The sequence below is a fragment of the Pseudomonas sp. SK2 genome, assembly GCF_016772395.1.
Lineage (GTDB): Bacteria > Pseudomonadota > Gammaproteobacteria > Pseudomonadales > Pseudomonadaceae > Aquipseudomonas > Aquipseudomonas taiwanensis.
Genome location: NZ_CP061944.1, coordinates 741692 through 768352 on the forward strand (window position 1 = coordinate 741692; position 26661 = coordinate 768352).

The 26661-nt window shown below is 56.8% G+C and carries 16 protein-coding genes and 1 other RNA gene; 8 read left to right on the top strand and 9 right to left on the bottom strand.

Annotated features, from left to right (window positions below; translation table 11 throughout):
- Positions 1-167: 167 nt before the first annotated feature.
- The 3 genes from IF103_RS03265 to IF103_RS03275 are packed head-to-tail and all read left to right on the top strand — an operon-like array spanning position 168 to position 6217.
- Positions 168-2915: a class I SAM-dependent DNA methyltransferase gene (locus IF103_RS03265; protein ID WP_202675863.1), complete on the top strand. Its 2748-nt coding sequence runs from the start codon at positions 168-170 to the stop codon at positions 2913-2915.
- Between the two features lie 58 nt (positions 2916-2973).
- Positions 2974-5043 carry a DEAD/DEAH box helicase gene (locus tag IF103_RS03270; RefSeq protein ID WP_202675864.1) on the top strand — a complete coding sequence of 690 codons (2070 nt, stop codon included), beginning with the start codon at positions 2974-2976 and terminating at the stop codon, positions 5041-5043.
- The gene (locus tag IF103_RS03275; protein WP_202675865.1) at positions 5033-6217 is read left to right on the top strand and encodes a GIY-YIG nuclease family protein; all 1185 of its coding nucleotides are present in this window, start codon (positions 5033-5035) and stop codon (positions 6215-6217) included. The genes IF103_RS03270 and IF103_RS03275 overlap by 11 nt, the downstream gene beginning before the upstream one ends.
- Before the next feature lie 73 nt (positions 6218-6290).
- Here IF103_RS03275 and IF103_RS03280 read toward each other — a convergent pair whose 3' ends face one another.
- The 5 genes from IF103_RS03280 to IF103_RS03300 all read right to left on the bottom strand — a co-directional run bounded on the left by IF103_RS03280 (position 6291) and on the right by IF103_RS03300 (position 11241).
- The gene (locus tag IF103_RS03280; RefSeq protein ID WP_202675866.1) at positions 6291-7400 is read right to left on the bottom strand and encodes an XRE family transcriptional regulator; all 1110 of its coding nucleotides are present in this window, start codon (positions 7398-7400) and stop codon (positions 6291-6293) included.
- Positions 7401-7414: 14 nt separating this feature from the next.
- Positions 7415-8110, bottom strand: coding sequence for a hypothetical protein (locus IF103_RS03285; RefSeq protein WP_202675867.1), 696 nt, complete (start codon positions 8108-8110; stop codon positions 7415-7417).
- 136 nt (positions 8111-8246) lie between these two features.
- Complete coding sequence (locus IF103_RS03290; RefSeq protein WP_202675868.1) at positions 8247-8546, bottom strand: hypothetical protein; 300 nt, start codon at positions 8544-8546, stop codon at positions 8247-8249.
- On the bottom strand, positions 8543-9523 hold the full coding sequence (locus IF103_RS03295) for an integrase domain-containing protein (RefSeq protein ID WP_202675869.1): 981 nt from the start codon (positions 9521-9523) through the stop codon (positions 8543-8545). Before IF103_RS03295 ends, IF103_RS03290 begins: the two co-directional genes overlap by 4 nt.
- A 320-nt stretch (positions 9524-9843) precedes the next feature.
- Positions 9844-11241: a YfjI family protein gene (locus IF103_RS03300; RefSeq protein WP_202675870.1), complete on the bottom strand. Its 1398-nt coding sequence runs from the start codon at positions 11239-11241 to the stop codon at positions 9844-9846.
- A 1242-nt stretch (positions 11242-12483) separates the two neighbouring features.
- On the opposite strand from IF103_RS03300, the gene IF103_RS03305 reads away from it, so the two are divergent.
- The 5 genes from IF103_RS03305 (at position 12484) to IF103_RS03325 (ending at position 20851) form a co-directional block, all read left to right on the top strand.
- Entirely contained in the window at positions 12484-12687 is a 204-nt protein-coding gene (locus tag IF103_RS03305) for a hypothetical protein (RefSeq protein WP_196163473.1), read from the top strand.
- Between the two features lie 158 nt (positions 12688-12845).
- Positions 12846-15194: an anti-phage ZorAB system protein ZorA gene (zorA, locus tag IF103_RS03310; RefSeq protein ID WP_196163537.1), complete on the top strand. Its 2349-nt coding sequence runs from the start codon at positions 12846-12848 to the stop codon at positions 15192-15194.
- Positions 15194-15937, top strand: coding sequence for an OmpA/MotB family protein (locus tag IF103_RS03315; protein ID WP_196163474.1), 744 nt, complete (start codon positions 15194-15196; stop codon positions 15935-15937). The genes zorA and IF103_RS03315 overlap by 1 nt, the downstream gene beginning before the upstream one ends.
- Positions 15934-17814 carry an EH signature domain-containing protein gene (locus IF103_RS03320; RefSeq protein WP_196163475.1) on the top strand — a complete coding sequence of 627 codons (1881 nt, stop codon included), beginning with the start codon at positions 15934-15936 and terminating at the stop codon, positions 17812-17814. Before IF103_RS03315 ends, IF103_RS03320 begins: the two co-directional genes overlap by 4 nt.
- A gap of 7 nt (positions 17815-17821) precedes the next feature.
- Positions 17822-20851, top strand: coding sequence for a DEAD/DEAH box helicase (locus IF103_RS03325; RefSeq protein ID WP_202675871.1), 3030 nt, complete (start codon positions 17822-17824; stop codon positions 20849-20851).
- A 101-nt stretch (positions 20852-20952) separates the two neighbouring features.
- On the opposite strand, the gene IF103_RS03330 is transcribed toward IF103_RS03325, so the two are convergent.
- The 4 genes from IF103_RS03330 to IF103_RS03345 form a co-directional block, all read right to left on the bottom strand.
- Positions 20953-22209: an integrase domain-containing protein gene (locus tag IF103_RS03330; protein WP_202675872.1), complete on the bottom strand. Its 1257-nt coding sequence runs from the start codon at positions 22207-22209 to the stop codon at positions 20953-20955.
- Positions 22210-22396: 187 nt separating this feature from the next.
- Positions 22397-22788, bottom strand: a transfer-messenger RNA (tmRNA) gene (gene ssrA / locus IF103_RS03335).
- A gap of 103 nt (positions 22789-22891) precedes the next feature.
- Positions 22892-23179, bottom strand: coding sequence for a PA2433 domain-containing protein (locus IF103_RS03340; RefSeq protein ID WP_202675873.1), 288 nt, complete (start codon positions 23177-23179; stop codon positions 22892-22894).
- A gap of 671 nt (positions 23180-23850) precedes the next feature.
- Entirely contained in the window at positions 23851-26661 is a 2811-nt protein-coding gene (locus tag IF103_RS03345) for an FAD-binding and (Fe-S)-binding domain-containing protein (RefSeq protein ID WP_027908017.1), read from the bottom strand.

Sequence of the window (26661 nt, forward strand, 5' to 3'; positions counted from 1 at the left end):
AGTAGTGGAGAGTAACCGGCGGCTCGGCAATGCTAATGTCCGACGAGCGCATGGATCTCTTTCACCTGCACCATGCTCATTCCTTTATCATCCATCATTTTGCAAGGACGGCAGGCTCCGCGCCTGCCTGAGCCGCTTCTTCGCAGTAGCGACCGGGATAGCCTCACATGAACGCCGTAGAAATCGAACAAGCCATCACCGACCTAGCGGAACAGCCGTTTGACCGGATCGAGTTCCCTTATGCCTTCCTACAGGCTTTCGGCAACAAGGACACCACCCTGAAGCGTCTGCGGTCGGGGGCAACCAACAAATCCGATTTGGGTGGTGTGTTGCAAACTAGCAACATCCACTTAGCAGTATGCGAGAGTGGCAAAGTCACGGAGACCTTGGCGGCCCTCAAAGCCAGTCCGGGCACTGCGCGGGCAAAGGCTAAATATGTGCTCGCCACTGATGGCGAGATGCTGGAGGCGGAGGAGTTGGCAAGTGGTGAAACCGTTGCCTGCGCCTACCCTGAATTCCCGGATCACTTTGGTTTTTTCCTGCCGCTGGCGGGTATTTCCACAGTCAAGCAGATCCGCGAGAACTCCTTCGATATCCGTGCTACCAGTCGCTTGAACCGGCTCTATGTGGAACTGCTCAAGGACAACCCGACCTGGGGTACCGCCGAACGCCGCCATGAGATGAATCACTTCATGGCGCGGTTGATCTTCTGCTTTTTCGCCGAAGACACCGACATTTTTAACGGCATCGGCCTGTTCACTGACACTCTCGCGCAGATGAGCGACCGCGATGCGAGCAATTTGCATGAGGTGATGGGCGAGATCTTCCGAGCTATGAACACGCCCATTGCCCAGCGTGCTTCGGCGAACCTGCCGCGTTGGGCGGATGCTTTCCCCTACGTTAACGGTGGGCTGTTCTCCGGCGAGCCCGACGTACCGCGTTTTTCACGGATTGCCCGTAGCTACCTGCTGCATATCGGCGCGTTGGACTGGAAGCAGATCAACCCGGATATCTTCGGCTCCATGATCCAGGCCGTGGCCGATGACGATGAGCGTGGTGCCTTGGGCATGCATTACACCAGTGTGCCCAACATCCTCAAGGTGCTGAATCCACTGTTTCTCGATGAGCTGCGCGCCAAACTGGAAGAGGCAGAAGATAACCCGCGCACGCTGCTCAATTTGCGTAAGCGCTTGGCGCATATTCGTGTCTTCGATCCTGCTTGCGGCTCGGGAAACTTCCTGGTTATCGCCTACAAACAACTGCGAGAGATTGAAAACACAATCAATGAGCGTCGTGGCGAGCCTGGACGCAAGAGTGATATCCCTCTTACAAATTTCCGGGGCATTGAACTACGGGATTTCTCGGCCGAAATCGCCCGTTTGGCCCTGATCATTGCCGAATATCAGTGTGACGTGCTGTATCGAGGTCAGAAGGAGGCCCTTCTCGAGTTCCTGCCACTTAGCAACCAGAACTGGATTACCAGCGGCAACTCGCTGCGTCTCGACTGGTTGAGTGTTTGCCCTCCGACTGGAACTGGCGTGAAGATGCGGGCTGATGATTTGTTTGGCTCATTCCTCGACCAAGCAGAGATCGACTTTGAGAATGAAGGCGGCGAAACGTACATCTGCGGCAATCCTCCCTATCTCGGCAGTCGATGGAGAGACAAAGATCAGCAAGACGACTTGGCGGCCTTATTCTCTGGTCGCGCCCCCAGCTTCAAAGACTTGGACTACGTTGCCGCTTGGTACTTGAAGGCTGCGGATTACCTTCACGCGGTGGCCGATTGTGCATGTGCGTTTGTTGCTACTAAGTCGATTTGTCAAGGTGAGCAAGTCGCGATGCTATGGCCTTTGGTCTTTGGACAAGGCCTGGAAATATCCTTCGCTCATCGTCCGTTTCACTGGAGCAATCTGGCGGCCGCGAACGCGGGAGTGACTGTGGTCATTGTCGGCATCTCATCCGCGCGCTCTAGCAAGAAGATACTTTTTGAGGGTGATGAAAGGCGGGTCGTAGATAACATCGGGCCATACCTTATTCCCGTTGGGAATGTCATTGTTCAAAAGGCTCCCCGCCCCGTAAACGGCCTGCCTCGGATGGACTATGGAAACAAGCCTACAGATGGCGGTAACCTGATCTTGGACCGAGCAGCGAAGGACGGCCTTGTCGCAGTACGCCCTGAGGCCGCCCGGTTCATAAAAGCGTATGTTGGATCGACTGAGTTCATCAATGGCGTGCCTCGTTTCTGCCTGTGGGTTGAAGATGGGGAAGTTGATGATGCACGCTTAATTCCCGAGCTTTGTGAGAGGTTTGAGAACGTTCGAACACTTAGGGCCGAAAGCAAGGGACAACAGGCGAACGCAAATGCAGACACGCCTCATCGGTTTGTTTTCGCGCCTCATAGGTCTGGAAACGCGCTAATTGTTCCCCGCGTCTCCTCCGAGCGCCGCCCGTACTTGCCAGTAGGGTTTGTCGATGATACGACAGTCATTTCTGATCGGGCTGCGGTGATATACAGGCCCGAAACGTGGCTACTCTCAATAGTGGCGAGCCGGATGCATTTGATCTGGATCGCTACTGTATGCGTCCGCATGAGAATGGACTTTTCTTATTCGAACACACTCGGCTGGCACACGTTCCCTGTGCCGACACTGACCGAGAAAAACAAGGCCGATCTCACACGCTGTGCGGAGGACATTTTGCTTGCGCGCGAGCGTCACTTCCCGGCCACCATCGCGGACCTGTACGATCCCGAAAAAATGCCCTCTGACCTCCGTGCCGCCCATGATCGCAATGACGAGGTGATAGAGCGTATATATATCGGTCGTCGTTTTAAAAACGACACTGAGCGTTTGGAAAAGCTGTTCGAGTTGTACACCAAAATGACAGCCACCCAGAAGGCACGGAAGGCCAAATGATGAACATTTTTGTCCTTATCAAAACTGCAGGCATGAAGCCCAGAATGGAAGCGAAATCATGACCCAATCTGTTCCCTCAGTTTCCGTCTCCTATGCCCAGAACGGCCGCTCCACCAAGGCCAACGAGCTGGGCATGCGCCCCATGCAGGAGCGCGTCTTTGAGCGGCGTGGTGAGCAATATCTGCTAATCAAGTCGCCACCTGCTTCCGGTAAAAGCCGGGCCTTGATGTTCATTGCCTTGGACAAGCTGGCCCACCAGAACATCAAGCAGGCCATCATTGTAGTGCCGGAAAAGTCGATTGGTTCCAGCTTTCACGATGAGCCACTTAGCCGCCATGGCTTCTGGGCTGACTGGCATGTGGAACCGCGTTGGAACCTATGTGATGCCCCCGGCACCGATGACGGTGGAAAAGTCAATGCGGTGGGCGCGTTCCTTGAAAGCAGTGACCAAGTGCTGGTTTGTACCCATGCGACGTTCCGTTTTGCGGTAGAAAAATTCGGGGTGGCGGCGTTCGATGATCGGCTAATTGCCGTGGATGAGTTCCACCACGTTTCCGCCAACCCGGAGAACAGACTGGGCACGTATCTGGGACAACTGATCGCCCGCGATAAGGTGCACATCGTGGCAATGACCGGCTCCTACTTCCGGGGTGATGCCGAGGCTGTGCTGTCACCTGCCGACGAAGCCCGCTTTGATACTGTGACCTACACCTACTACGAACAGCTCAACGGCTACGAGCACCTGAAGAATCTGGACATTGGTTACTACTTCTACTCAGGGGCCTACTCCGACAGTATCCTCGATGTGCTCGATCCGAGCGAAAAAACCATCGTACACATCCCCAACGTAAATTCCCGAGAAAGCACCAGGGACAAGATGCGCGAGGTGGAGCATATCATCGAAGAGTTGGGCGAGTGGCGAGGCGCCGACCCGGTGACGGGGTTCCAATTGGTGGAAACCGCCGATGGGCGCATACTGCGCGTTGCCGACTTGGTGGATGACGACTCGGCCAAGCGCGACAAAGTCTCGGCCGCCTTGAAAGATCCTGTTCAGAAGAACAACCGCGATCATGTCGATATCATCATCGCATTGGGCATGGCCAAAGAAGGCTTCGACTGGATCTGGTGTGAGCATGCACTCACAGTAGGCTACCGCTCCAGCCTGACCGAGATCGTGCAGATCATTGGGCGGGCGACCCGCGATGCTCCCGGCAAAGCACGCGCGCGCTTCACAAACCTGATCGCCGAGCCGGATGCCAGCGAGAAGGTAGTGACCGAAGCCGTAAACGACACGCTTAAGGCGATTGCCGCCAGTCTCTTGATGGAACAGGTTCTGGCGCCGCGCTTTGAGTTCAAGCCGAAATCACCCACCAGTGGGCCGCAGGAAGGCTTTGACTACGGAGATGCAGGCTATCAGCCGGACAAGTGCAATGTGGGCTTCAACCACGAAACCGGCCATCTGCAGATCGAAATCAAGGGGCTGGCTGAACCCAAGAGCCCTGAAGCCAATCGCATTTGCCAGGAAGACCTGAACGAGGTCATTGCCAGCTTCGTACAGGACAAAACCAATATCGAGCGTGGCCTGTTCGATGATGAGCTGGTACCCGAGGAACTGACTCAACTGCGGATGGGCAAGATCATTCGCGACAAATATCCCGAGCTGGATGCCGAGGATCAGGAAGCCGTTCGCCAGCACGCTATTACTGCTCTGAACCTGACCCAGCAGGCCAAGCAACTGGTACTAGGTGATGATCCGCAGGGTACGCTTATCGGGGGGAATTGCGTCCCCAGCACGGCTCTGATTGATGGTGTGCGCAGATTTGCGATGGATGTGCGCGAATTGGATATTGACTTGATCGACCGGATCAATCCGTTTAGCGAAGCATACGCCATTCTGGCCAAGACCATGAGCGAGGAAAGCCTCAAGCAGGTCGCTGCGGTGATCGGTGCCAAGCGTACCCGTCTGACGCTAGATGAGGCCAAAGACCTCGCCGTCCGAGCAGTAAAATTCAAAAAGGATCATGGCCGGGTACCTTCCCTGACTGCTCAAGACCCTTGGGAGCGGAGCATGGCGGAAGGCGCAGCAGCCTTTGTGCGTTTCAAGAAAGAGGGCCGTTATGTCAAATGAATTAGATCTGGATGAGTTGGAAGCAGAGCTTTCCGATTTTGCCACGTCAGACAAGAAGACCGGTCGCACGCCTCGCGAGGAGCGCATCATCGCTGGCTTTGAGGATATTCAACGTTTCGTTGAGCAGCATGGCCGCGCGCCACGCCACGGCGATGACAAAGAGATTTTCGAGCGCCTATATGCCGTGCGCTTGGATCGCCTGCGCGATCAGGATGAATGCCGCGCGTTGCTGCAGCCGATTGACCATCAATGCCTGTTGAATGCCGTTGAGGTACGGGAGCCGCAAGGCGAGTACACGATGACGGACGATGAGCTGTTGGCAGAACTGGCTGGGGAAGATGATGGGGCTGACATCCAAAACCTCCGTCATGTTCGCAGCAACGCCGAGAAGCGTGAAGCCGAGGAGATTGCGCAGCGCGAGCGTTGCGAGGACTTTGAGAGCTTCCAACCGCTGTTTGAGCAGGTCCAACGCGAACTGCAGTCGGGTGTTCGAGTAACCCGTCCGTTCATGAGGGACACCACCGTTGAGGCTGGACAGTGGTTCGTTCTCAGTGGCCAAACAGCGTACGTGGCCGAAGAGGGTGAGGATTTTGACTCGCCTCAGGGTAAGAAAGATGCGCGTCTGCGTGTGATTTTTTCCAATGGCACGCAGAGCAATATGCTGCGCTTGTCGCTGGTACGAGCTTTGTATAAAGACGACGCCGGCCGAAGAATCACCGATGCTGATGCCGGTCCTCTGTTCGGCGAAGCTTTGGAGGCAGACGATATCGAGAGCGGCACTATTTACGTGTTACGTAGTCACTCAACGCATCCCTTTGTAGCTGAGCATCGCGCGCTAATCCACAAGATAGGCGTCACTGGTGGTAAGGTAGGTGCGCGTATCGCAGGCGCCGATAAGGATGCCACTTACCTGTTAGCGGAGGTTGAAGTTGTAGCTACCTATAAGCTGCACAACATCAATCGGGTCCGCATGGAGAATTTATTTCACCGGCTGTTCAGTCGTGCCCAAATAGAATTGACCATTCCCGACCGCTTTGGTAATCCGGTACAGCCTAGAGAATGGTTCCTCGTACCTCTGAATGTTATTGACGAAGCTGTAGAAAGTATTCGCAACGGGTCTATTACTCAAAAGGTTTACAATCCCGAAACCGCGCGACTTGATAGTGTGAAGTAGTGGTAAAAGGGCGCAGGTGATTATGAGTCTGCGCCTTTGGTTTCTTGTCTATGATGCTAAAGCATCGAAGTGGTTAGACGAGTCTTAATTTTGGAGGCTTTTTAACTTGGTTTTTTGTGTTCTCCGAGCGGCCGGGAACTACAGATAGTTTAGTGAGGTGGAATGTCAATGAGTTTATTTCGTCCGTGCTGATACTTAAGCTTTCGGCAATCTCACGGCGGCCTAGTTTTTTACTTTGGAGATGATCCATGACCTTGGAAAGGAGTTGGGAAGTTTCTCGTTCCATCGGTTCTGGTTCGCTGGTACGATAGCCTTGCTTGGCGATTTCAATGCATAGGCTTCGATAGTTCCACTCGCTTATCATTCCCAGTGAGTTAAAGCGGTATGCGATAGCAACCAGTGATACTCCCCAGTAATGCTTAAGCTTCATTAAGTACTTTATGGTGAAAGCAGGAGGCGGATTCGCTACTACGCTTGCCATAGGCATAAGGAAAGCTGAAGCGAATGCATCGGCTTGTCGCTCCATCTCTGGTCCGTGAGCTTGGCCATGCCGCATGCTGTAAACGTCGCGTACTAAATGTCCCAGCTCATGTGCTGCATCGAAGCGGCTTCGTTCTGCAGATTTAAGGGTATTTAAAAATATAAAAGGCTGTTCTTCATACCAAGTACAGAATGCGTCAACTTCGCGCGTTTCCTCGGCCAGCGAGAAAACACGGATTCCTTTAGATTCCAGTAAGTGAATAACATTGTGAATAGGGGCGTTGCCTAAACCCCACATCCTTCGGAGCGCTGTAGCTGCCTCTTCAGGTGTCAAGTCACTCAGGTCTGGAAGGTTGGGGATTGGTAAGTTAAAACGCTCTTCAATCCATTGGTTGATTTTAAGCGCAATGGCGCCTGCTGCAAAAGCACAGCCTTTCATAGCCTCTGTCATTTTCGATAGCTTGCGAAAACTAACTGTATGCTCTGCAATTTCTGGCATTTCCTCTTCCAAATAAAAAAACTGGAGTGGGAAATTCAGTGCGATTGCTATTTTTTGAAGCGTCTTATCGTCCGGTGCGGAGGCGCCAGTTTCGTAGTTTTGCAAGCTGCGACTAGTTATTTCAAGTTTTTTCGCCAGCTGGGATTTTGTAAGGCGTCTCCTTACCCTGGCAAATGAAATTTGCTTGGGATTTACTTCTGGCATGATTCTATAACTCGTTAAATTCCCGGTTTTGGTGCTACTTCTACAGATGCGGGTTCGATCACTTCATCGCTGAGGATTTCAAAGCTGGATGGGTTATTGGATATTTTGCCGAGGCCTATGCGTTCGCCCCATGATGTAATCTTCTTTTTGCCGAAGCCGGTTGGTAAGGATAACTCATATCTTACCTCATTAAGAGCTTTGTCATAATGGTAGAGTAAAGCCCAAACTTGAGTTTCTTTACTTTTGTCTTTGGCTAGCTTAAATGAATCTTGATTGAATAGCTCAAGTTGCTGATTTTTTTGGATGTAGCTTTCGGCTACAGCTCCCTTCTCGGCTTGGTTAGTGGGGTCTTCAGTGCCATCCCAACCGGTGTCACTATTACCAGTCATTACAACAATGGATATTAGCCGGTCAGGAGAGGTGATAAACGGACAGTTTTTTTGCTCATGGATATACCACCGTTCAGTACCTAGCAACGTGCGTAGGTCTTCCACCGTTTTCAGCCATTGCTGAACACCTGCTGCTGTCGGCGCAGAAGCTCGGGTGACATCGTTTCGCGCATTGAGGCCACCCAAGATGGCGTCACGAAGCAGCCTTGTGTTCAGATCAGGGTGCAGACTGAGCAGCCGTGCCTCTACTCGATCTGGATCGTCAATGAATGCAGCTCGGCGGCCGCTGGCGGATAAAGAGGTCAACTCGAATTCGCGCATTGCTCACTCCTTCATGATTTCCGTAAATCATACCTCAGGTCGAGGTAAAAAAAACGGAAATTTGATCTGTGAGCACGCTCAACCATCGCCGCCGAGCTGCCCTGTTCAACCACCTTGGCTAAGAGGTGCCGTCTGTCTACATGCCGAGGCATCGTTCCAGTGATTTGACGGTATTCTGTGAGGCCTTGAGGCGCTGCGCGATCAGCAAAGCGGTGAGCAGGTAATAGTATCGGGAACTTTGGGCATGATCTCTCAGATAATGGGTTAGGAACCAGCGCCAATGCTTGTGCCGCCAGGTCCAGGGGTTGTCTCTCTGCCATCGCTGTTGAATGGCAGCTCGCATGATTCGGGCTTGGCGTAAGTGACGTTGCTGCGTGACCTTCGAGCCAGTCAGTACGCCACTTAGGAACAGCGCCATATCGAAGGGCCGGGTCATGCTCGGCCTCCGATGTAGGCCGAAACGACATCGACGCGGTTATGTCCGAGCTCAAGACTGATTTGTAGGCGTGCCTGTCGATCCAGGTCAGGGTTAATGTGATGGCAACGGCCACCATTGACTGGGGCTGCATTGCCTGTGAGACGCTCGTAACGTTTGCAAGCGTAGGCCGCGCGCAGTTCATGAAAACCCTTTAGCTCGTGCCTATGAAGAATTTCACGGGCGGGGAGCACTGTACGTTGCAAGAACGCGGCGTAGCTTTCGGCTCGCTGCAGTAAGTTGCGGCTGCCGACCGGCGATGCTTCGCGCGCCAGTAGGAGTGCTGCTTTGACCTCTTCATTGGCGCAGATCCAACGCGGCGCTGATGCTCCGGCTCGACCGCCTTTGGTACCGTCCTGGATGTTGATCCGACCAAGGGACTCGGCTTCGCGGTGCAAGCGTGGCAGATCAGCCAGGATTGCTTCGCGCAGGCGCATACCGGTAGTGCGCGTCAACATAACAATTGCGGCCACCCGCTCGTATTTCTGTTCAACCAGCGCCTGCAGCAAACGCTGTAACTGCTGTTGGTCTTGGCCATCCGGCGCCCGCGTGCGTTTTGTGGAGCGCTGCTGCCCCAACGCCTGACTCGGACTGAAGATTCTCACGTTCTGATTACCGCGCAGCGCAGCGAGGGTACGGTTAACGCTGCTCAGGCGGTTTTGCGCGGTGGCGATGCACAGCTCGCCTTGTTGGATCTGCTGGCGCAGGTATGCGACGTAGTCTTCCAGCGTCTGTCGATCAATCTGGCGCGCATCGTTGTAACCAGGACCGTCCTCTGACCGGCACCAGCGCACAAAGGCTTGCCAGCGATCGCTGTGCGCTTTGACTGTGGCGAAGTGGCCGCCGGCAAACAGATCTTCCAATGCCTGCCGACCGGCGTAGCTCAGTTGGCGGCCGTAGCCAAAGTTGCGACCGTCACGCCGACCGACCAGCGCCATTGTCTTCACCTTGAGCGTTGGTTTGTAGGAGCAGCAGCAGGGCTTTCCAGTGGGGGCCGATGGTGTCCAACTGTCCCCAGTGTGTTGGGCGGATGAGGAGGGCATTTTCGCTGTGTTGCAGCAGAGCCCCTTCGTCTCGCAACTGCTCGATGAGCCGAACGAGCTCGATTGACTCAGATGTTGGAGTGGCGACAGCGGCGACACTGGCGACAACCCCCGCCGTACCTGGATTGGCACGTGGCGACAAAGTGGTGACGGTGGTGGCGACACACCGTAGCTCGGTCGGGGAGTGATGTTGCGCCCGATAGCGGCGTACGGCCTCAGTGAGGCGGAACACGGCGCACCTCGAATGTCTTTCCGTCGGTGTTCAGCCACCGATGATCAATCAATACCACCAGCAACGCGGCGGTGTGTGTGGTGCTTTTACGGGCAAAGCGAGGGCCTTTGCGCGTGAGGTCACGGATGTTGAAAGGAGGCCAATTCTTCTGTACCAACCAGCGCAGCAGGCAATCAGCCTCTGCGCGAAGTTTATTCAGTGGTTCCTGTTCAGTCAGGCGTTGATTCTCGGCCAGGTAGTAATCCATCAGCGTGGAGGCGCGCTGAATGTGCAGGTCTTCCAAAACAGTCGATTCTTCAACCACCGCCATCACACCAGCCATGCGTAGAACGTTCGCGGCGGCTTTGCCCGCGGCAGCTTGCACGTTGACCAGCTCGCCGAATTCCCCGGACTCGCATTCAATGGTGTCGTGAATGGCAATCCAGGCCTCACGGGCGCGGGGGCTCAACTCCAGGGCCGCAGGGTTGAGGCCACCGTCGTTATGGCGTGACCAAGGCTTCTGCATCAGCGTGGAAATGCGCTGCTGGTACAGGTGCACCTTTGGATCTCGGGTCAGGTCGATGGCTTTGTACAGCCGTTGCCCAACCAGACGCTCGGGCCAACTGATCAGGCAACGTCCCAGGATGCCTTGGTCTTTGATATCAGCGTCCTGCAGCAAGCGGTCGGCCAGGCGGGGTTGCAGCATCAAGTGCATGCTGAGACGGCGGTCATAGGCACGAAGACTTTCCCCAGCCATCGCGCGCGACCGATCAATCGGGCTACCGTCCCACAGCGTCGACAAGTGAGTGATCGCCTTGATCATGTTGTCCTTGCTCATGGTGCTACCGCCCAAAAACTGCCCGCCCTCATCGCTGAACAGCCCCATGCTGGGCAAGCCGTGGCACAGGCTTTTGACCAGGCCCTCAATGGTCGGTTCAGCAGTGAGCAGTCTTGGTTGGACAGGTTCAGGTTGGGCGTCCAGCGCTAGCTGCGCTGACTTTTTCGAGGTCGGTGACTTCGCGGTGAGGCTCATTGCAGCTCGGTGCGCCTTGAGTTGTTCGCCGTAGGCGATCCACTGCTGTCTTTCCCAGTCGCGTACGGCCTGCAGCGCAATATGGTCCACCGCGCTTTTGCGATCACCCGAGCAAGCCACCGTCAGCAAGTACAGCGACAACGGATAGATTCGGCCGTCGAGGTGAACATTGGCGTGCGCCTGGCTCGCTACTGCTGCTGTGGCCAGAACAGATTGCGCGGCCATGGCGCAGGGCACGCCGATCACATTGGCCATGCGTTCCACGGCAGGCCCCAATAGATCGCCCAGCGCCGCGACCGGGTAGGGTAGGGGCGTAATCTGCTGTTCCAACAAGGGGCGTGGTGGCCGTTGTACTTCGCGCAGTTGCATAGCCGTCCTCCATAAATTACCGATCTCTCCCTCACGTCATCCCGCCAAGAATGCTGAGTGTTATCAGGGATCAAGGCCCCTGCGGCCTGTGAGGGTGTCCACTGACGCGGGACTGGCGGCTCCTTACGACCAGGAGCAAGGGCATCTCATGATCTGGCCTCCTGAACACCGTTACCGGTGGGCGGGTGGAGGCTGCACTGGCTGACGAGACCAGCGCCGCGAGATTCTGAGCCACAAGCAAGCAGCAATGCGATGACCGGGGCATGCCTGACTGTCAGTCAGGTGCAGTCCATTCCTTGGGCTGCGGCACCATCATCTACAGCGCTGTTGCTGGTGACATCGGCGTTTGTCACGCCGATTGTCACGAGGGGGATTGCCGCAAAGCCATGTGCGATCAGGGCTGCAGCAGTGGTAGGAGCGCCCGTCTCTTTTCTGGAAAAAGAGACGGGCGAACGGTTGGCGCAACACGTTGGCCGAGCAGGTTCGTTGCTGCAGGGCTAAAGGGTTAGTGGGTAGCCGCACTAGGCGGATTGTTTAGAGGGCGTCCATCATTCTGGCGAATGACCGTGCGAGCCTCCGGGCGCGAGTCGCACTTTGGGATGAACCACCGGGTTAGCGGCATGACCTTGAAGGCTCTGGTCATCTGGGGTGCTGCCTAAGGCAGCGCTTTGAATCTTCGTTCTATCGGTCACCGCGGCACGGGTCAATTGGTGAAGGGCACATGGAAATGCGCCAGATTCCTCCTGTGGCGTGCTTTGGAAGTCGGTGGGTGTCAGTGGCAAAGTGGCCGTTTGTCGCTTTTCTAGTGTTAGCCCATGAGCATGGGGATGCGAAGCCTCCCCATGCTCATGGGCTTAGTCGGAGAAGCCAAAATCGAGGCGAGTTGGCGACTGTCGCCATCCGCTCAGATGACAAGGATGTAGGCGCTACGTGGTCTGTCGCCGTTGTCGCCGCCCAAACTGATTGGGATGCAATGCTTTTCGGCTACGTAAGCCGCGGTGCCGCCACCAAGGTGGTGGTTGAGGAGTGGTGAATCAGAGAACGGTCTAAAAATTTGCGGAGGCAGTCTTTTGTCCGAATAGTTCCATTTCAGCGCTCGCCGACCTTTACGCACGAAAATCAGGTGGTTATTGTGATCGCAGTCACACACAGCGACCTACGAAGTTGTGTACGGAGGGGCACAAAGCCGCTTCTCTGAGCGCTTATTTGAGCTGGCGCTGCCGCGCCTCTTAGGAATTCAGCATGGACAAGAAGTCGCTCTCATTACGAGACATCTGCCGAAAACTTATCTCACCAGCCATCTCCTGTCAGCGATGGGGCATGGGCAAGCAGGTGTGTGAGAAATTCGGCCTGATAAAAGGCAGCATCGTTGCGCGCGGCAACTCGCGCCTAAGCCTCATGGGGGCGATGACGTTGAGCATTCAACACTCTTTTCCTCCCGCGTAATAACACATTACTTGTCGCCAAGGCTGATCAACTAACGTCAATCCGCGGCTAACCCAACGCCCCGCTCAGCCAGACATTGCCAGCAACATAAACCACTGGCCAATGTGCTCGTTGAGAAGGCTGCCTATTCACTGCTAACGCTGATCCTTCGGACCGATATCATGGAATTCTTGAATCACCTGCTGCCCAACTTTTCTTTGCTGAAGAGCGGCAGTACCGAGGCCTTGGGTGTCGTGTTCTGGTTGATCATGGCAGCACTTTTCTCCTACTCGCTCTACTCCTTGTTTCGCAGCGGGCTGAGCTTCAAGGCGCGCATGCAGGCGCTGAACAGTCTGATCGTTGGGCAGAGTCGTGAAAACCTGGCCTTGAATCGGCGAGAGACCTTGCAGAAAGCGCTTGGGCTCAAGGTCAAGCGCATCGGCGCGCTGTGGCATGAGTTTGACGATAGCTTAGTGAGTTCGAGTGACCACAAGCAGTTGTTCAACACCCTTGATGCTGAGCATTTCTTCAATGCGCGCACCTTGGCTCCGGGCCTGAGCGGAAGTCGGTTTTTCGGTTCGCTGCCCGGTTTATTGGTTGGGTTGGGCGTTCTGGCCACCTTCGTGGGTCTTACAATTGGCCTCTCCAAACTGAAGCTGGACAGCAGCGGAGGAGTGGATCAGCTGCGGGTAGGCATCTCCGTAATGATCCAAGGCGCGGCGGTTGCCTTCATGGCATCGGTATGGGGTGTTGGATTCAGCCTTGTGTTGAACTTGATCGAGAAGGTCACCGAACGCTGGGCATTGGGCCGAATACATGACCTGCAGCACCAGATCGACGCGCTATATCCACTTATTCCTGCCGAGCAGTCCCTGGTCCATATCGCCGATTACAGCCGTGAGAGTAAGGAAGCCCTCCAAGAGTTGCACGAGCGTATCGGCGATCGCTTGCAGGAAAGCCTTGCAGGTATGAATGAGGCGATGCAGGCGGCACTCACCGATGCGCTAAACAACATCATGGCCCCTGCTATTCAGACGCTCGTCAGCACCACCAGTCAGCAATCTACTCAGGTCCTTGAGCAACTGGTAAGCAACTTCACGCAAGGGCTGACATCGGCTGGGCGTGAGCAGGGTAATCTAATGCAGCAGGCTGCTGCGGATGTGAACACCGCCGTAAGTGGCATGTCGCAGCAGATGAACCAGCTTTTCCAGAGTTTGAGCGATCAGCAGGGGCGCCAACTGGAAGTCGCCCGCCAGCAAAGTGGAGAGTTCCAGGCCCAGTTGCAACAGCTTTCCACTTCGGCAGACCAGCGCCAGCATCAATTGGAGGCGCGCTTCAGCGAGCTTATGAGTGGGTTGACTGGGCAACTGGATGGACAACTTGCGTCTGCTGAAAGACGGGATGTGGAGCGCCAATCACTGTTCGAGCGAACGCTGGCCAAGGCAGGTGAAAGCCAGTCTGCGCTGCTTGAGAAGTTCGCCGGCGCCAGTCGTGAACAGCTGCAAGCCATGGCTGAGGCTGGCAATGAGCGACACAGTAACCTGGAAGCCGTGTTCTCCCGATTGATGATGACGTTGAATACTCAGCTGGATTCGCAGATGGGCGCCGCAGAATCACGTGAGAAAGAGCGCGCTCAGCGTCACGAGCAGCAACAGGCCGCCTCGCTGGCGCAACAGCAGCAATTGATTGGTAGCCTGGGGCAAACCAGTCAGCAGCAAATCAACGCTATCGCTGAGGCTGCCTCTGCTCAGCAGCAGGCACTGGAAGTCACCGTCGGCAAAATGCTGGGTAACTTCAGTGAGCAGATGGCGGGTCATGACCAGCAAGCGGAAAACCGCGAGCAATCGCGCCAAAAGCTTTTCAACGAGCAGATGCAAAGCATGGCGGCTCAACAGCAGGCGCTGCTTGAGGGTATAGCCACGGCCGTTCAGGCGACTCAGCAACAGAGCCGGCAGATGAGCGAACAACATCTGCAACTGATGGGCCGCCTGCAGCAGGCCAGTGAGGCCGCAGCTGCCAGCAGCCGGCATATGGACAGCAGTGCCAATCAACTGGGTCTGCTTTCGACCAATGTTCGTCAGGCGGCTGACTTGCTCGGCCAGCGTTTGGAGAGCGTGACGCAGCGTATCGAGTCCGCAGGCGAGCAGAACGCTCAGCTGGCTGGCCATCTGCAAGGCCAGGCCGCCGCTTTGTCGCAACTTCAGAGTGCCCTGTTGGAAAGTGCGCAGCGTTTTGAGCAGACTGCCGCTGAGGCGCGCAATGGATTTGGCGAGTTGAGGGGGCACCAGCAGGAATTTCTTACTGGCGTGCGGGGCGAGTTCACTGCTTTAGGTGAGGTTCTGCGTGAGCAGGTGCAGGGCATCGAGCAGCAGGCCGAACAATGGCTGCGAACATACTCCAGTGAGGTGCGTGACCAGGTTCATGAGCGCATGGATCAATGGAACAAAGAGACTATGAGCTTCGCCAGTCAGATGCATGCAGCGGTACAGGCGATCAGCAACGTAGTCGATGAGCTGGAGGCCCGTTGATGCGCTGGCGTAAATCCAATGACGTGCCGATGGAGGATGAGGATCCGTACTGGAAGTCCTTCGTGGATATCATGTCGGCGCTTCTGGTGCTTTTTATCCTCGCCTCGGTTGTTCTTATTTTGCAGTTGATGGAGAAGAGCGCTGACTTCGATCAGCAGGTCGAACAACTGAAGAAGGCCGAAACGGTACGGCAGCAGATTCTCGATGAGGCAGTCGAAAAACTGAGGGAGCGGGGCATCAAGGTAGAGGTCAGTGAAAACCATACGGTGCTGCGCATTCCCAATGAACTGCTTGGTTTCGATACCGGCGCTTACGAGATCCAGCCGCGTTATCAGCAGACGGCACTGGAAATCGGTGAGGTCATCAATCAAGTGATCAGCAAGGACGACCGAATCAACTACCTTGACACCATTTTTATCGAAGGTCATACGGACAATCGTCCGTTTCCTGGCTTCATGGGTAAAGGTAACTGGGGGCTTTCGACATTCCGCGCAATTTCGCTCTGGCAATTCTGGAGCAATGAGATACCAGAGGCTGATCGCCTGAACCGGCTGAGCAACCAGGATGGTGAACCTCTGTTCTCAGTCAGTGGCTATGCGGAGACTCGACCTGTGAGCAAACAGCAGGATGGAGAAGATGACTATCGACTGAACCGTCGCATTGACATCCGATTCACTATCCGCCGGCCGCAAAGTGCTGATTATGAGGCGGTCAAGACCTTGCTTGGGAGCTCTAGCCAATGAATCTGCCGCCGATTGACAACCGCCCGGGTGAATGGCCGCCTACGGTCATTGAGGGTTGGGTGCGGCTGGTGGAAAAGGCCAATCGGATGAAGGCCAAAGTGGGAGGAAGCGACGCTTTTGAACGAATGCTGGCTCGATTTCGCGACATGGCTAGCAGCGGGCGCTTCGACGGCCTTAAAGAATTGCTTGGGCGTCGGTTGGGTGCGAGGGCGCTGACTTGGCTCTGGTTGCATGACGAGGTTGTGGGTTTCCGACTGTTCAACGCGCGAATGCTCGATGCATTGATCGAGCACCAGCAGCCTCGCCTTAGCCGACTGACTCTGATTCAACTGCTGCAGTTGTACTTCCGCTATTTCGATCGCTTGGACGAGCGGGACAAACAAGCGGAAAGCAGCTTGCGCGGTCGATTGGAGCTTCACCTGCTGGACCAGCTTCAGCGAATGCCGGCGCCACGCCAGGTATTCGGCGTAGATCCGCTCGTCAACCTGAATCGGGAAGGTGAGTGGCTGCTGACGCTCGATGGCCCGACGGCGCTGGTGAAGTCAGTACGTAGTAAGGGGGGCGAGCTGGGAGAAGCGTTTGAAGCCCTTGGTCTAAGTGGCTTTGATGTCGGGCGTTATGGCGATATTTGTCGCGCACACTACTATCTTGATGTGTTAAGCCAGTTGCCTCCGGGGGAATGGGATGATGTGCTCGACGAGCTACTCAAACCCTCGGTGAGCAAGGCTCCTTACGAGGGCGAGAAGCGAATCGGTCATGCCGCGCTAGAGATAATGATCGACCGAGCGGGGGACGATCCTGGTGACGCTTGGCAGAACTTCTTCCTCACTCTGGCCGGCGACCCGCGAATTGCCAGTTCAGCACCGAACTTCCGGGAGTGGTGGAAGCCACTAGGCGATGAGCGTATCGCTAAGGTCTGTGGCTGGCTGTCCAAGGAGGACTTGCGTTTATTCCTGCAGGCAGTCGAACAGTATGGGGTGGAGTCGGGAAAAGAAGATCTCAAGCGAATGTTCCCGGCGCGTAAATTGTTTTTGGAGGGTTTGTTCAGGCTCGGATTGATCCGACATACGAGGCTGATGCTCGGTCGTAGTGCCAAAGCCTCGGTTAAGCGCATTCTCGGAGGAGATGTAAAAACCAGCTTTGCCAGCATGGACTCCGTGATGAATGACAAGGCTGTGATCTATCTGGACTGCGGCGACTTTCATCTGGTCGAGGGCTCTCACAGCTTCAAGATCTGGGTGTATCTCGCCCAACCTGGGGATTGGATCAAGTCATACGAACGCAATCAGTTTTCGCACTCCGATTTGACCATTTCGTTGCCTGGTCAGTACAGGGCCGCCTACCCGAATCTTCCCTACGAGTCCGTAACCCACAACGGTTCCTGGCAACGCAAGGTATTCGACTTCTTGGCGACTAACGGTATTGCACTGGATATCGAGAAGCTGCTGAGTCGAGCTGAGTACAAGTCATATTTGACTAGGTACGGTATGCCGGTAGTAGGGCCGAAGGCGGCGCGGGATGAGCCACCGTTGCATCAAAGTGTGCGTTCTGATTCAGCTCCTGCCGCCGAGCCAGCAACGCGTGCTGCTCGGTTAGCGCAACGTTTGGCTGTTTCTCGCTTTGGGACCGAAGTCGTTGATGCAGACACTGCCATAGGGCAGCTCGGCTTATTTGAGCTGCAGGTGCTGTGGTATTTCAAGGAGAATCCAGGGGACAAGATTCGATACGCGGCGAATGTGCTGGGGGTTGAAGCACATGAAATCAGCCGAGCGCTCCAAGGGCCGTTGAAGAGCTTTTGCGAACAAGGGAGCAGCTTTAGTTGGTCATTGAAGGAAGATATTTCTTCTGCACTCGATCGTCAGGCTACAGACAAGTGAGAAAACTATGGGGCTAGCTGACATCTTCAAAAGCCTGCTCGGCGAAGGGCGAGCAACGCTGAGTACTCAGCAGGGCTTCTCCCATGCGGCGGACTCGGATGGTGTGAATTTCTATCTGGATAAGACAGCGTATGGCGCATTGCTGGAGGGGAAAGGTAATTCCCTACAGAAGGTCCAGATGGTTGTGCTGCGCATGCTGCAGGAGCAGGGTTTAGCTGAGCCACTCGCCAATGGATTCCATGTCGCTGCCGAAGACGTTGCAGGCATGGACGAGGAGCAGGCGGAAATTCTCCGGCTGCCTCGACGCTTCAACATGAACTTCACCAGCAAAATCAGTGGTAGGACGGGGAATAGCGGTTTTCATGTCGATCTGGCAGTTTTATCCGATGCCGCCGAGGTACCGTTCCAACGTAAAGGACCGCTGCTTTTTCTCACTTCAACAGAGTCCTATCGCCTAACCCCGGCGGAGGTGATGGGCTTGATGGCTTGGGAACGTCACCAGAATCTCCCCCCCCAGCAGCGTGGGGAGGCAGCCAATCTGCGTATGATGGCTGAGCTGCAGACCGCGGCCCGCAGCGGCATGCGCGTCGACCTCAGCCATTTCGACAGGCTTGATGTGGTGGTGCCAGAGAACATCGGTGTGATTGCCACCCGTTTGCCCGATGGCAGCCTGATGCTCAGCCCTAGCTTGGGAGATGGCTCTACGCCGGACCAATTAGAGAAGCGCTGGTCGCAATTGGATATAGGGGCAGATGGCGGCGTTCTGCGAATTGACAATCGCGTGGTGCTGCTTGAACCGCAAAAAATGGCGGCAATTAAGGAAGTGCTGGGCAGCAAGCGTATTCCAGCTGACAAAGTAGCTGAGTTCATCGCTACTCCTAGTGCTTTCCTGGATGCCGCCCTGGTCAATCTCGATCTTGGCTTCTCAATTCGTGTCGCTGGCATCGGCAAGCTCCAACATATGGAGTTTGGTGACCTGGACAATCGGAAGAGTGACTGGTTCGCGCTTGATTCTCGGCCGGCGCCCGCAGAGATTATTCCAACTTTGGTGCAATCCGCGGAAGATTTGGCGCGTTTCAACGAAGCCTACAAGGCTGCCAAGGAACAGGGCGCAGACAGCATGAGTTTCGCCGGAGAGGTCATTGATATCTCCGATCCTGTTCGTGTCGATCTGCAGCTCGACAAAGTCGAGAACCACCTGAGAGACCCAAAATCCGACGTACCTGCTGACGTGGATCCATCGGAGGGACCGAAGGAGCGAGTCAGCGTGCTGTTGCACGATGCCGACGAGATCAACAGTGCGTTGCTGAGTAAGGCAAGTGAAGCGAAGCCAGAGCATGAACCAGATTGGGGGAGCTACGCGCGCCAACCGTTCCCGCACCAGCGCGAGGGTGTTGAATGGATGCTGGGGCTGTTGGAGTCTGCCGTTCGAGATGATCATGGTGATCTCTACCGACTTCAGGGTGGGCTATTGGCCGACGACATGGGGCTTGGCAAAACCTACATGTCATTGGTTACGGTAGGTGAATACCTTGTCCGCCAGAAAGTTGCGGGGCGTGCGCAGAAGCCCGTTCTGGTCGTGGCTCCCTTGAGCCTCCTTGAGAATTGGGAGGATGAGGTCAGTCAAACCTTCAAGGGCATTCCATTCCGGGACATAGTGGTGTTGCAGGCGGGAAGAGATTTAAGCCGCTTCAGGGTCAAGGGCGCCGAGCGGGAATCGGTGCAGTTGGCCTCTCTCATTGATGAAGACGGAGCGATGGCCGATGATGCTATTCGTTACGCCCTTACTATCGGCCCGGAGTCTGGAATACATCGTCTGGACATGGATCGCCGTTTGGTACTGACCACCTACCAGACACTAAGGGACTATCAGTTCTCATTGTGCAGAATTGATTGGGGATTGGTGATCTTTGACGAAGCGCAGAACATCAAAAATCCCAATGCTGCGCAGACGCGAGCGGCAAAAGGACTGAAAGCGGATTTCAAACTGCTGGCCACTGGCACACCAGTCGAGAACAGTCTGGGGGATTTCTGGTGCCTAATGGATACCGCACAGCCAGGCATCCTTGGAGGATGGAGCCAGTTCCGCGATAGCTGGATCAAACCCATCCTTTCCGCAGCAGATGATGAAAAGGATGAGGTAAGGCGGAAGATTGGCGCGGGGCTACGCGAAGCTGTTGGCAGGTTCATGCTCCGTCGCATCAAGGAAGATCAGCTTAAGGGGCTTCCCAGCAAGACCATCCATAGCGGTGTGGAGCAGCCGAAGGGTGGCCAACTGCTACACGCGGCTCATCTTTCCGTTTGTATGAAGGGTGCTCAACTGCAGGCATACGATGCAGTACTCAATGATTTTCGTGCCCGACGTGCGACCGAGGACATGCGAGGTACTGCACTGGCAGCGTTGGCCCAGTTGCGAGAGATCTCTCTGCATCCTCGCCTTCGCGAAGAAGCAAAACTGATGGCAAACAGTTCCAGCGAGGCGCGTGAGAACATGGCGCAGTCGGGCAAATTGGCAGTGCTGTTGGAGTTACTTGATCGTATCCGGCAGAACGAAGAAAAGGTCATTTTGTTCATGGTCACCAAGCGGCTCCAGAGAGTCCTGAAGCTCTGGCTTGATCAGATCTATGGGCTGGATGTAGCAGTCATCAATGGTGATACGGCGGCAGTTGCAAAGAAATCTGACGAGCTGACTCGCAAGAAATTGATCGGTGTCTTCGAATCTAAGCCTGGTTTCAACGTGATGATCATGTCACCAGTAGCTGCAGGGGTTGGATTGACTGTGGTTGGTGCCAACCACGTTGTCCACTTGGAGCGTCACTGGAACCCTGCAAAGGAAGCTCAAGCATCTGACCGAGTCTATCGAATTGGTCAAAAGAAAGACGTGCACATTCATCTTCCTGCTGTACGACACCCACAATTTGATTCGTTCGATGTCCATCTGGATCGCCTTCTTCGAGGCAAGTTGATGCTAAAGGATGCGGTCGTGACGCCTGAAGCGGTTAGCGAGAGTGAGATGATTCAATCCATGGGGCTCTAGCTTTCTCAACACAAAGATAATCAGGAACCACTGTTGACCGATCTCGTCGAGTAGCAAAGCATTCAGAGTCAGCATTGTTGTCATTGCCCTTGTAGCGGCAATCAGCGGATTGGCACGACATTCCTGTCTCTGGCTTGAACGTACGCTGAGGCGAGTAGGCTGCCGGTGGCGGCTTTCTGGATGTACTCACTCCACCAGGCCATCATCGGGCGCCGGCGCTCAATGTAGTCGGCTCGGTTGTAGGCACTGCGCACCTCATCCTTGTCGACATGTGCCAGTGCGACCTCAATAAGCTCCGGGTCCCACCCATGCTCATTCAAGATGGTGCTGGCCATTGAGCGCATGCCGTGGCTGACCAACCGATCCTGGAAGCCCATGCGTTTCAACGCCATGTTGGCCGTTTGGCTATTGGCGTGGGTGCGTGGATTTCTGTCTGCCGGGAAGACGTATTCGCGATGGCCGCTGTGGGTCTTCAGTGACTCCAATAGTGCGACGGCGTGATCACTCAACGGGATGCTGTGTGGGCGGCGCTTCTTCATCCGCTCCGGTGGGATAGTCCAGACACGCCTCTCAAAGTCGATGTCTGCCCAGCGTGTGGTCGCCGCCTCGGCGGGGCGAGTCATGGTGTGCAACTGCCATTCGATCAGGCAGCGGGTCGTGCGTTTGATACTGGCGTTCGCGATCTCCAGCATGAGCTCCGGGAGCTCTTCGGGTGGAAGCGCAGCCATATTCTCTTTCTTTGGCTTCTTGAATACTGCTCTGATGCCGCTGAGCGGGTTGGCGAAGATCAGGCCGGAATTTACGCCGTAGGTCATGATCTCGTTTAGCCGCTGGCTAAGACGTTTGACCGTCTCCAGGCTGCCTTTCGCTTCGATTGGGCGAAGCAATGCGATCACCATCGGCGCGGTGATTTTCGCGAGTGGTGTCATCCTCAAGTCGGGGAGCACGTGCAGCGTCAGCGACCGCCAGATGTCCTCGGCGTAGGCCGGGGTGACTGAGTCTTTCTTGAGTTCAAACCAGGCGGTGGCCACGTTCTCGAAGGTGTGTTCGGTTTCCGCGCGTTTGGCTTCATTCAACGTATTGCGCTGCACCTTCGGATCGATGCCTTGAGCGAGCAGCTCGCGGGCTTCGACTGCCTTCTTTCGTGCGTTCGCCAGTGACAGTTCGGGGTAGGTCCCGAAGCCAATGTTGATGCGCTTCTTGGTCACCGGTTCGCGGTAGTTGAAATTCCACAGCAACGAGCCGTTGCTGCGTACGCGGAACTGCAAACCATCACCGTCAGTGAGGACGTAATCCTTGGACGCCGGTTTGACTCCCTTGAGCTGTCGATCGGAGAGGCGGAGGTTTTGAGCAGGCATGAGATTGTCCTCAAGCACTGATTCGGTATTCCAAAGATTAGCACCGGGTGAGCTGGAATACCGTCTGGAATACCCGAACGGCTGGAACTCAAAAACCCTCAAAAGACCGCAAAAGCGCTGGAAGCCGCGTATTTACTGGATCTCAGGCACAAAAAAAGACGTCCGTGGACGTCTTTGATTGATCATTTGGTGGAGCCGGGGGGATTTGAACCCCCGTCCGCCAGTACTCCGCTGTCGGTACTACATGCTTAGCCGTGTCTACTGAGTTAATCCGCAGCCGCCCGACGGGCAGGGTGCTTTGGACGAGTTGGGTAAGTTTTAGTCGCTTTGCCCCCAACGTGCTACACGACGATCCTGTTCTGTATGACAATCATTTCGGGTTTACAGGCATCCCCTGATGATTGCTGGAGCCGAAGCTACCAGGAGAGCGGGCTCAGCTGCTTACGCAGCGAGAGCGTAGCCCTCGTAGTTTTCGTCATTGGCAACTATAGAAAGTTGCAACAGTGGATTTACGAGTTCTGTTACCAACTCGGCATGCACCTAGAGTTTCGCTACCGGCGTCGAATCCTGATCGGCCCCACGCTACAGCTCTCTAGCTGGCTTACCTTTCGGTACGCACGATGGAGTATACGCGTTTGCGCGGGCGACGTCGACTGTCCGTCCTGTCGCCCGCCCCTTGGGGTCACGCTCCGCTCGGGGAGCCACTGCTCTTGTCGGTTTTCTCCAGACGCTCAAGCACTTTGGTGGTAATGGCGATGCACTCTTTGGTATCGCCTGAGGCTTGTGCTGCCTTGGCTTTGTCGACGTGCTCGGTGATGGCTTTGTCCAGGCCTTCGGAGGTGGCGCCAGCGGTGGCCATGCTGTCGTCGATTTTCTGCAGGTTGGCCGTGCAAAGGTCTTCGGCGGCGAACGTTGGGGCAGCCAGGAGGGTGGCCGCGGCGAAGAGGGCGGAAAGCGCAGTACCTTTCATGGGTGTCTCCTTTGAGGGCCTCTGGAAGGTGGGCCTGTTAGGTGGACTGTGGGGAGGTGCCGAGGGTTCAATCGGGGTGGTGGTGGGGGGGAGGGCTTGGGTTGTTAGGGGGATTGGGCGCGGCGCATCGCGAGCAAGGCTCGCTCCTACACTGGTTGGGGGCCGTTTTTGCCGATGCGATATGCGTGCGAGCGCTTGGGTGCCTAGCGCGATACCGGGTCGTACATACCAGGCGGTCGCGCGGATCTGTCACTGGCGTTATTGGCCCGAAACAGACGTAGGGAGCCAACTGTCTTTGCGCTTACGCCCGACCAACGCACCTATTAGGGCGTGCAGGCGCTAATTCTGCCTCCAGGGTACACGTTCGAACTGGCTGATCACCCCCAAGGCATCGCCCATGGGGGCCTGGGAGATCGAGCGCCGCCTGCGCGGCGCATCGCGAGCAAGGCTCGCTCCTACGATTCCTGCGGGATTCGCGCGCGAACGCCTGGGTGCATGGCACCATATCGTGTCGTACAAACCAGGCGGTCGCGCGCACCTGTCACTGTCGTGACTGGCCCGAAACAGACGTAGGCGCGAGCCTTGCTCGCGATGCGCCGCGCGGGCGGCGCTCGATCTCCCACCCCCTGACACCTCAAGGCGATCACCTCTCGAGACCACCCCCCCTCAACTCAGCCCCCCCGAGGCCGCGTCACGCGGTCCACCAGGTACACCAGCCCGTGGTAGTCGATACCGCTATGACTGGACAACCCAATCTCACAGGTACGACTCGTAGAAATGCCCTCACTGCAATACTGCACCGCATCCTTCAGGCTGCGCAGCGAATGCGCATTGAGCTCAGGCGTGGTGAAGCCCTTGTCACCGGCAAAGCCGCAGCAGTGAATACCTTCCGGGATCACCACCTGATTGCTGCAACGCCGCGCCAGGTCGATCAGGGCCTGGCTCTCGCCCAGGTGCTGGGTGCTGCAGGTCACATGCACGGCCACCGGCTCGTCCTGAGGGGTGAACTCCAGCTTGTCGAGCAGGTGAGTGCGGATAAAGCGCACCGGGTCGTACAGGTCCAGGCGGGTTTCACCCAGGTCCTGCACCAGGCGCAGGGTGCAGGGGCTGGTGTCGCAATAGATCGGGTCGAGGCCGCCACGGCTGGCATGCAGCAGGGCGTTGATCAGCTCCTGGCGCTTGTGCTCGGCCTGCTCGGGATAACCTTTCGAGGCGAACGGCTGGCCGCAGCACAGGCTGTCGGCGTTCTCCGGGAACACCACTTGGTAACCTGCCTTTTCCAGCAGGGCGCGGGTCTTGTCGAGCAGTGAACTTTGCTCGCGGTCGGCATAAGCCGGGCCCATCACCCGCGAGACGCAGGCAGCCAGGTACACCACGCGTGGTCGGGCGTCGTTGCTGGCCGTGCCGAAATCCAGCGGGCGCAGCGGCTGGGGCATCGCCGGCGTCCACTGTGGCAAGCGGCCTTTACTGGCTTTGCTCAGGCTGGCGCTCAGGCGGCCCAGGCGGGGGGCGCCGAGCAGCTTGCGGGCGGTGTTGGCGGCGGTCAGGGTCAGGCGGGCACCGCCCAGCGCGGTGCCGAAGTGGTCGGCCAGCCAATCGGCGGTCTTGCCATGCTCGGCGGCCTGGCTGCGCAATTTCTTCACCAGTTCGCCGGTGTTGATGCCCACCGGGCAGCGCTGGGCGCACAGGCCGGTGGCAGCACAGGTGTCGATGCCTTGGTATTGGTAGGTCTGCAGCAGTTCGCGGGTGTCGATGCCGGCGCGTTTCTTGGCCTGGATGTCGCGCCACATGACGATGCGTTGGCGTGGGCTGAGGGTAAGGCCCTTGGACGGGCACACGGGCTCGCAGAAGCCGCACTCGATGCACTTGTCGACGATCTCGTCGGCCGCCGGCAGGGGCTTGAGGTGCTTGAGGTGGATGTCCGGGTCTTCGCTCAGCACCACGTCCGGGTTGAGGATGCCGTTGGGATCGAGCAGGCGCTTGAGCGTCCACATCAGCTGATAGGCATCATGGCCCCACTCCAATTCGACGAACGGCGCCATGTTGCGGCCGGTGCCGTGTTCGGCCTTGAGCGAACCGCCGAACTCCACCGCCACCAGTTGCGCCACGTCATCCATGAAGGCTTGGTAGCGCGCCACTTCCTCGGCGCTGTTGAAGCCTTGGGTGAAGACGAAGTGCAGGTTGCCCTCCAGCGCATGGCCGAAAATGATCGCTTCGTCGTAGCGGTGCTTGTCGAACAGCTGGATCAACCGGTTGACGCCTTCGGCCAGTTGCTCGATGGGGAAGGTCACGTCTTCGATGATCACGGTGGTGCCGGTCTGGCGCACGGCGCCGACAGCGGGGAAGGTGTCCTTGCGGATTTTCCACAGCTGGTTGTACACCGCGGGGTCTTCGCTGAAGTCGACTTGCTGCTCCAGCGGGAACTCGGCGATGGAGGTCATTACCTGCTGCAGTTGTTCGTGCAGCAAGCTCCGGCTGGCGGCGCGGGACTCGATCAGCAGGGCGCAGGCGTGGTCCGACAGGCCTTTTACCCACAGCGGCATGCCGGGCATGTCCTGCACTGAACGCAGGCTGCGGCGGTCGAGCAGTTCGACGGCGGAAACCGGCTGGCGCTTGAGCACGGTCACGGCGCGGCAGCAGCTTTCCACGCTGGGGAATACCAGCAGGGCGCTGGCTTTGTGCGGGTGGTCCGGCACGGTGTCGTAGGTGACGGCGCTGATGAAGCCCAGGGTGCCTTCGGAACCGACCAGCAGGTGCTGCAGGATATCCAGCGGTTTGTCGTAGTCCACCAGGGCGTTCAGCGACAGACCGGTGGTGTTCTTGAGCCGGTACTTGTGGCGGATGCGGTCGGCCAGTTCGGTGTTGGCGCGGGTTTCCCGACCGAGGCGGGCCAGGGCGTCGAGCAGGCTGGCGTGGCTGTGCTCGAAGGCTGCGACGCTGGCGGGGTCCTCGCTGTCCAGGCGCGTGCCATCGGCCAGCACCAGGCGCATGCCGGCCAGGGTGTGGTAAGTGTTCTGGGCCGTGCCGCAGCACATGCCGCTGGCGTTGTTGGCGACGATGCCGCCGATCTTGCAGGCATTGATCGAGGCCGGGTCGGGGCCGATCTTGCGGCCAAAGGGGGCCAGCCAGGCGTTGGCCTGGGCACCGATGACGCCGGGCTGCAGGCGGATCTGCTCGCCCTGGCCACGGATTTCGCGGCCGTTCCAGTTGTCGCCCAGGACGATCAGCACCGAGTCGCTGATGGCCTGGCCAGACAAGCTGGTGCCAGCCGCGCGGAAGGTGACCGGCACGCGTTCGCGCTGGGCCAGGTGGAGCAGGCCGACCACTTCGTCCTCGGACTCGACGCGCACGACCAGTTTGGGAATCAACCGGTAAAAGCTGGCGTCCGTGCCGAAGGCCAGGGTCGAGGTCGGGTCGTCGAAACGGCGTTCGGCGGGGATCAGGCGCTCGGCATCACGCAGGAACGCGGCGGGCAGGCTCAT

Bases quoted from the DNA above. Each gene is read 5' to 3' on its own strand.
- IF103_RS03265 (WP_202675863.1), top strand. From the start codon at position 168: ATGAACGCCGTAGAAATCGAACAAGCCATCACCGACCTAGCGGAACAG.
- IF103_RS03270 (WP_202675864.1), top strand. From the start codon at position 2,974: ATGACCCAATCTGTTCCCTCAGTTTCCGTCTCCTATGCCCAGAACGGC.
- IF103_RS03275 (WP_202675865.1), top strand. From the start codon at position 5,033: ATGTCAAATGAATTAGATCTGGATGAGTTGGAAGCAGAGCTTTCCGAT.
- IF103_RS03280 (WP_202675866.1), bottom strand. From the start codon at position 7,400: ATGCCAGAAGTAAATCCCAAGCAAATTTCATTTGCCAGGGTAAGGAGA.
- IF103_RS03285 (WP_202675867.1), bottom strand. From the start codon at position 8,110: ATGCGCGAATTCGAGTTGACCTCTTTATCCGCCAGCGGCCGCCGAGCT.
- IF103_RS03290 (WP_202675868.1), bottom strand. From the start codon at position 8,546: ATGACCCGGCCCTTCGATATGGCGCTGTTCCTAAGTGGCGTACTGACT.
- IF103_RS03295 (WP_202675869.1), bottom strand. From the start codon at position 9,523: ATGGCGCTGGTCGGTCGGCGTGACGGTCGCAACTTTGGCTACGGCCGC.
- IF103_RS03300 (WP_202675870.1), bottom strand. From the start codon at position 11,241: ATGCAACTGCGCGAAGTACAACGGCCACCACGCCCCTTGTTGGAACAG.
- IF103_RS03305 (WP_196163473.1), top strand. From the start codon at position 12,484: ATGGACAAGAAGTCGCTCTCATTACGAGACATCTGCCGAAAACTTATC.
- IF103_RS03315 (WP_196163474.1), top strand. From the start codon at position 15,194: ATGCGCTGGCGTAAATCCAATGACGTGCCGATGGAGGATGAGGATCCG.
- IF103_RS03320 (WP_196163475.1), top strand. From the start codon at position 15,934: ATGAATCTGCCGCCGATTGACAACCGCCCGGGTGAATGGCCGCCTACG.
- IF103_RS03325 (WP_202675871.1), top strand. From the start codon at position 17,822: ATGGGGCTAGCTGACATCTTCAAAAGCCTGCTCGGCGAAGGGCGAGCA.
- IF103_RS03330 (WP_202675872.1), bottom strand. From the start codon at position 22,209: ATGCCTGCTCAAAACCTCCGCCTCTCCGATCGACAGCTCAAGGGAGTC.
- IF103_RS03340 (WP_202675873.1), bottom strand. From the start codon at position 23,179: ATGAAAGGTACTGCGCTTTCCGCCCTCTTCGCCGCGGCCACCCTCCTG.
- IF103_RS03345 (WP_027908017.1), bottom strand. From the start codon at position 26,661: ATGAGCCTGCCCGCCGCGTTCCTGCGTGATGCCGAGCGCCTGATCCCC.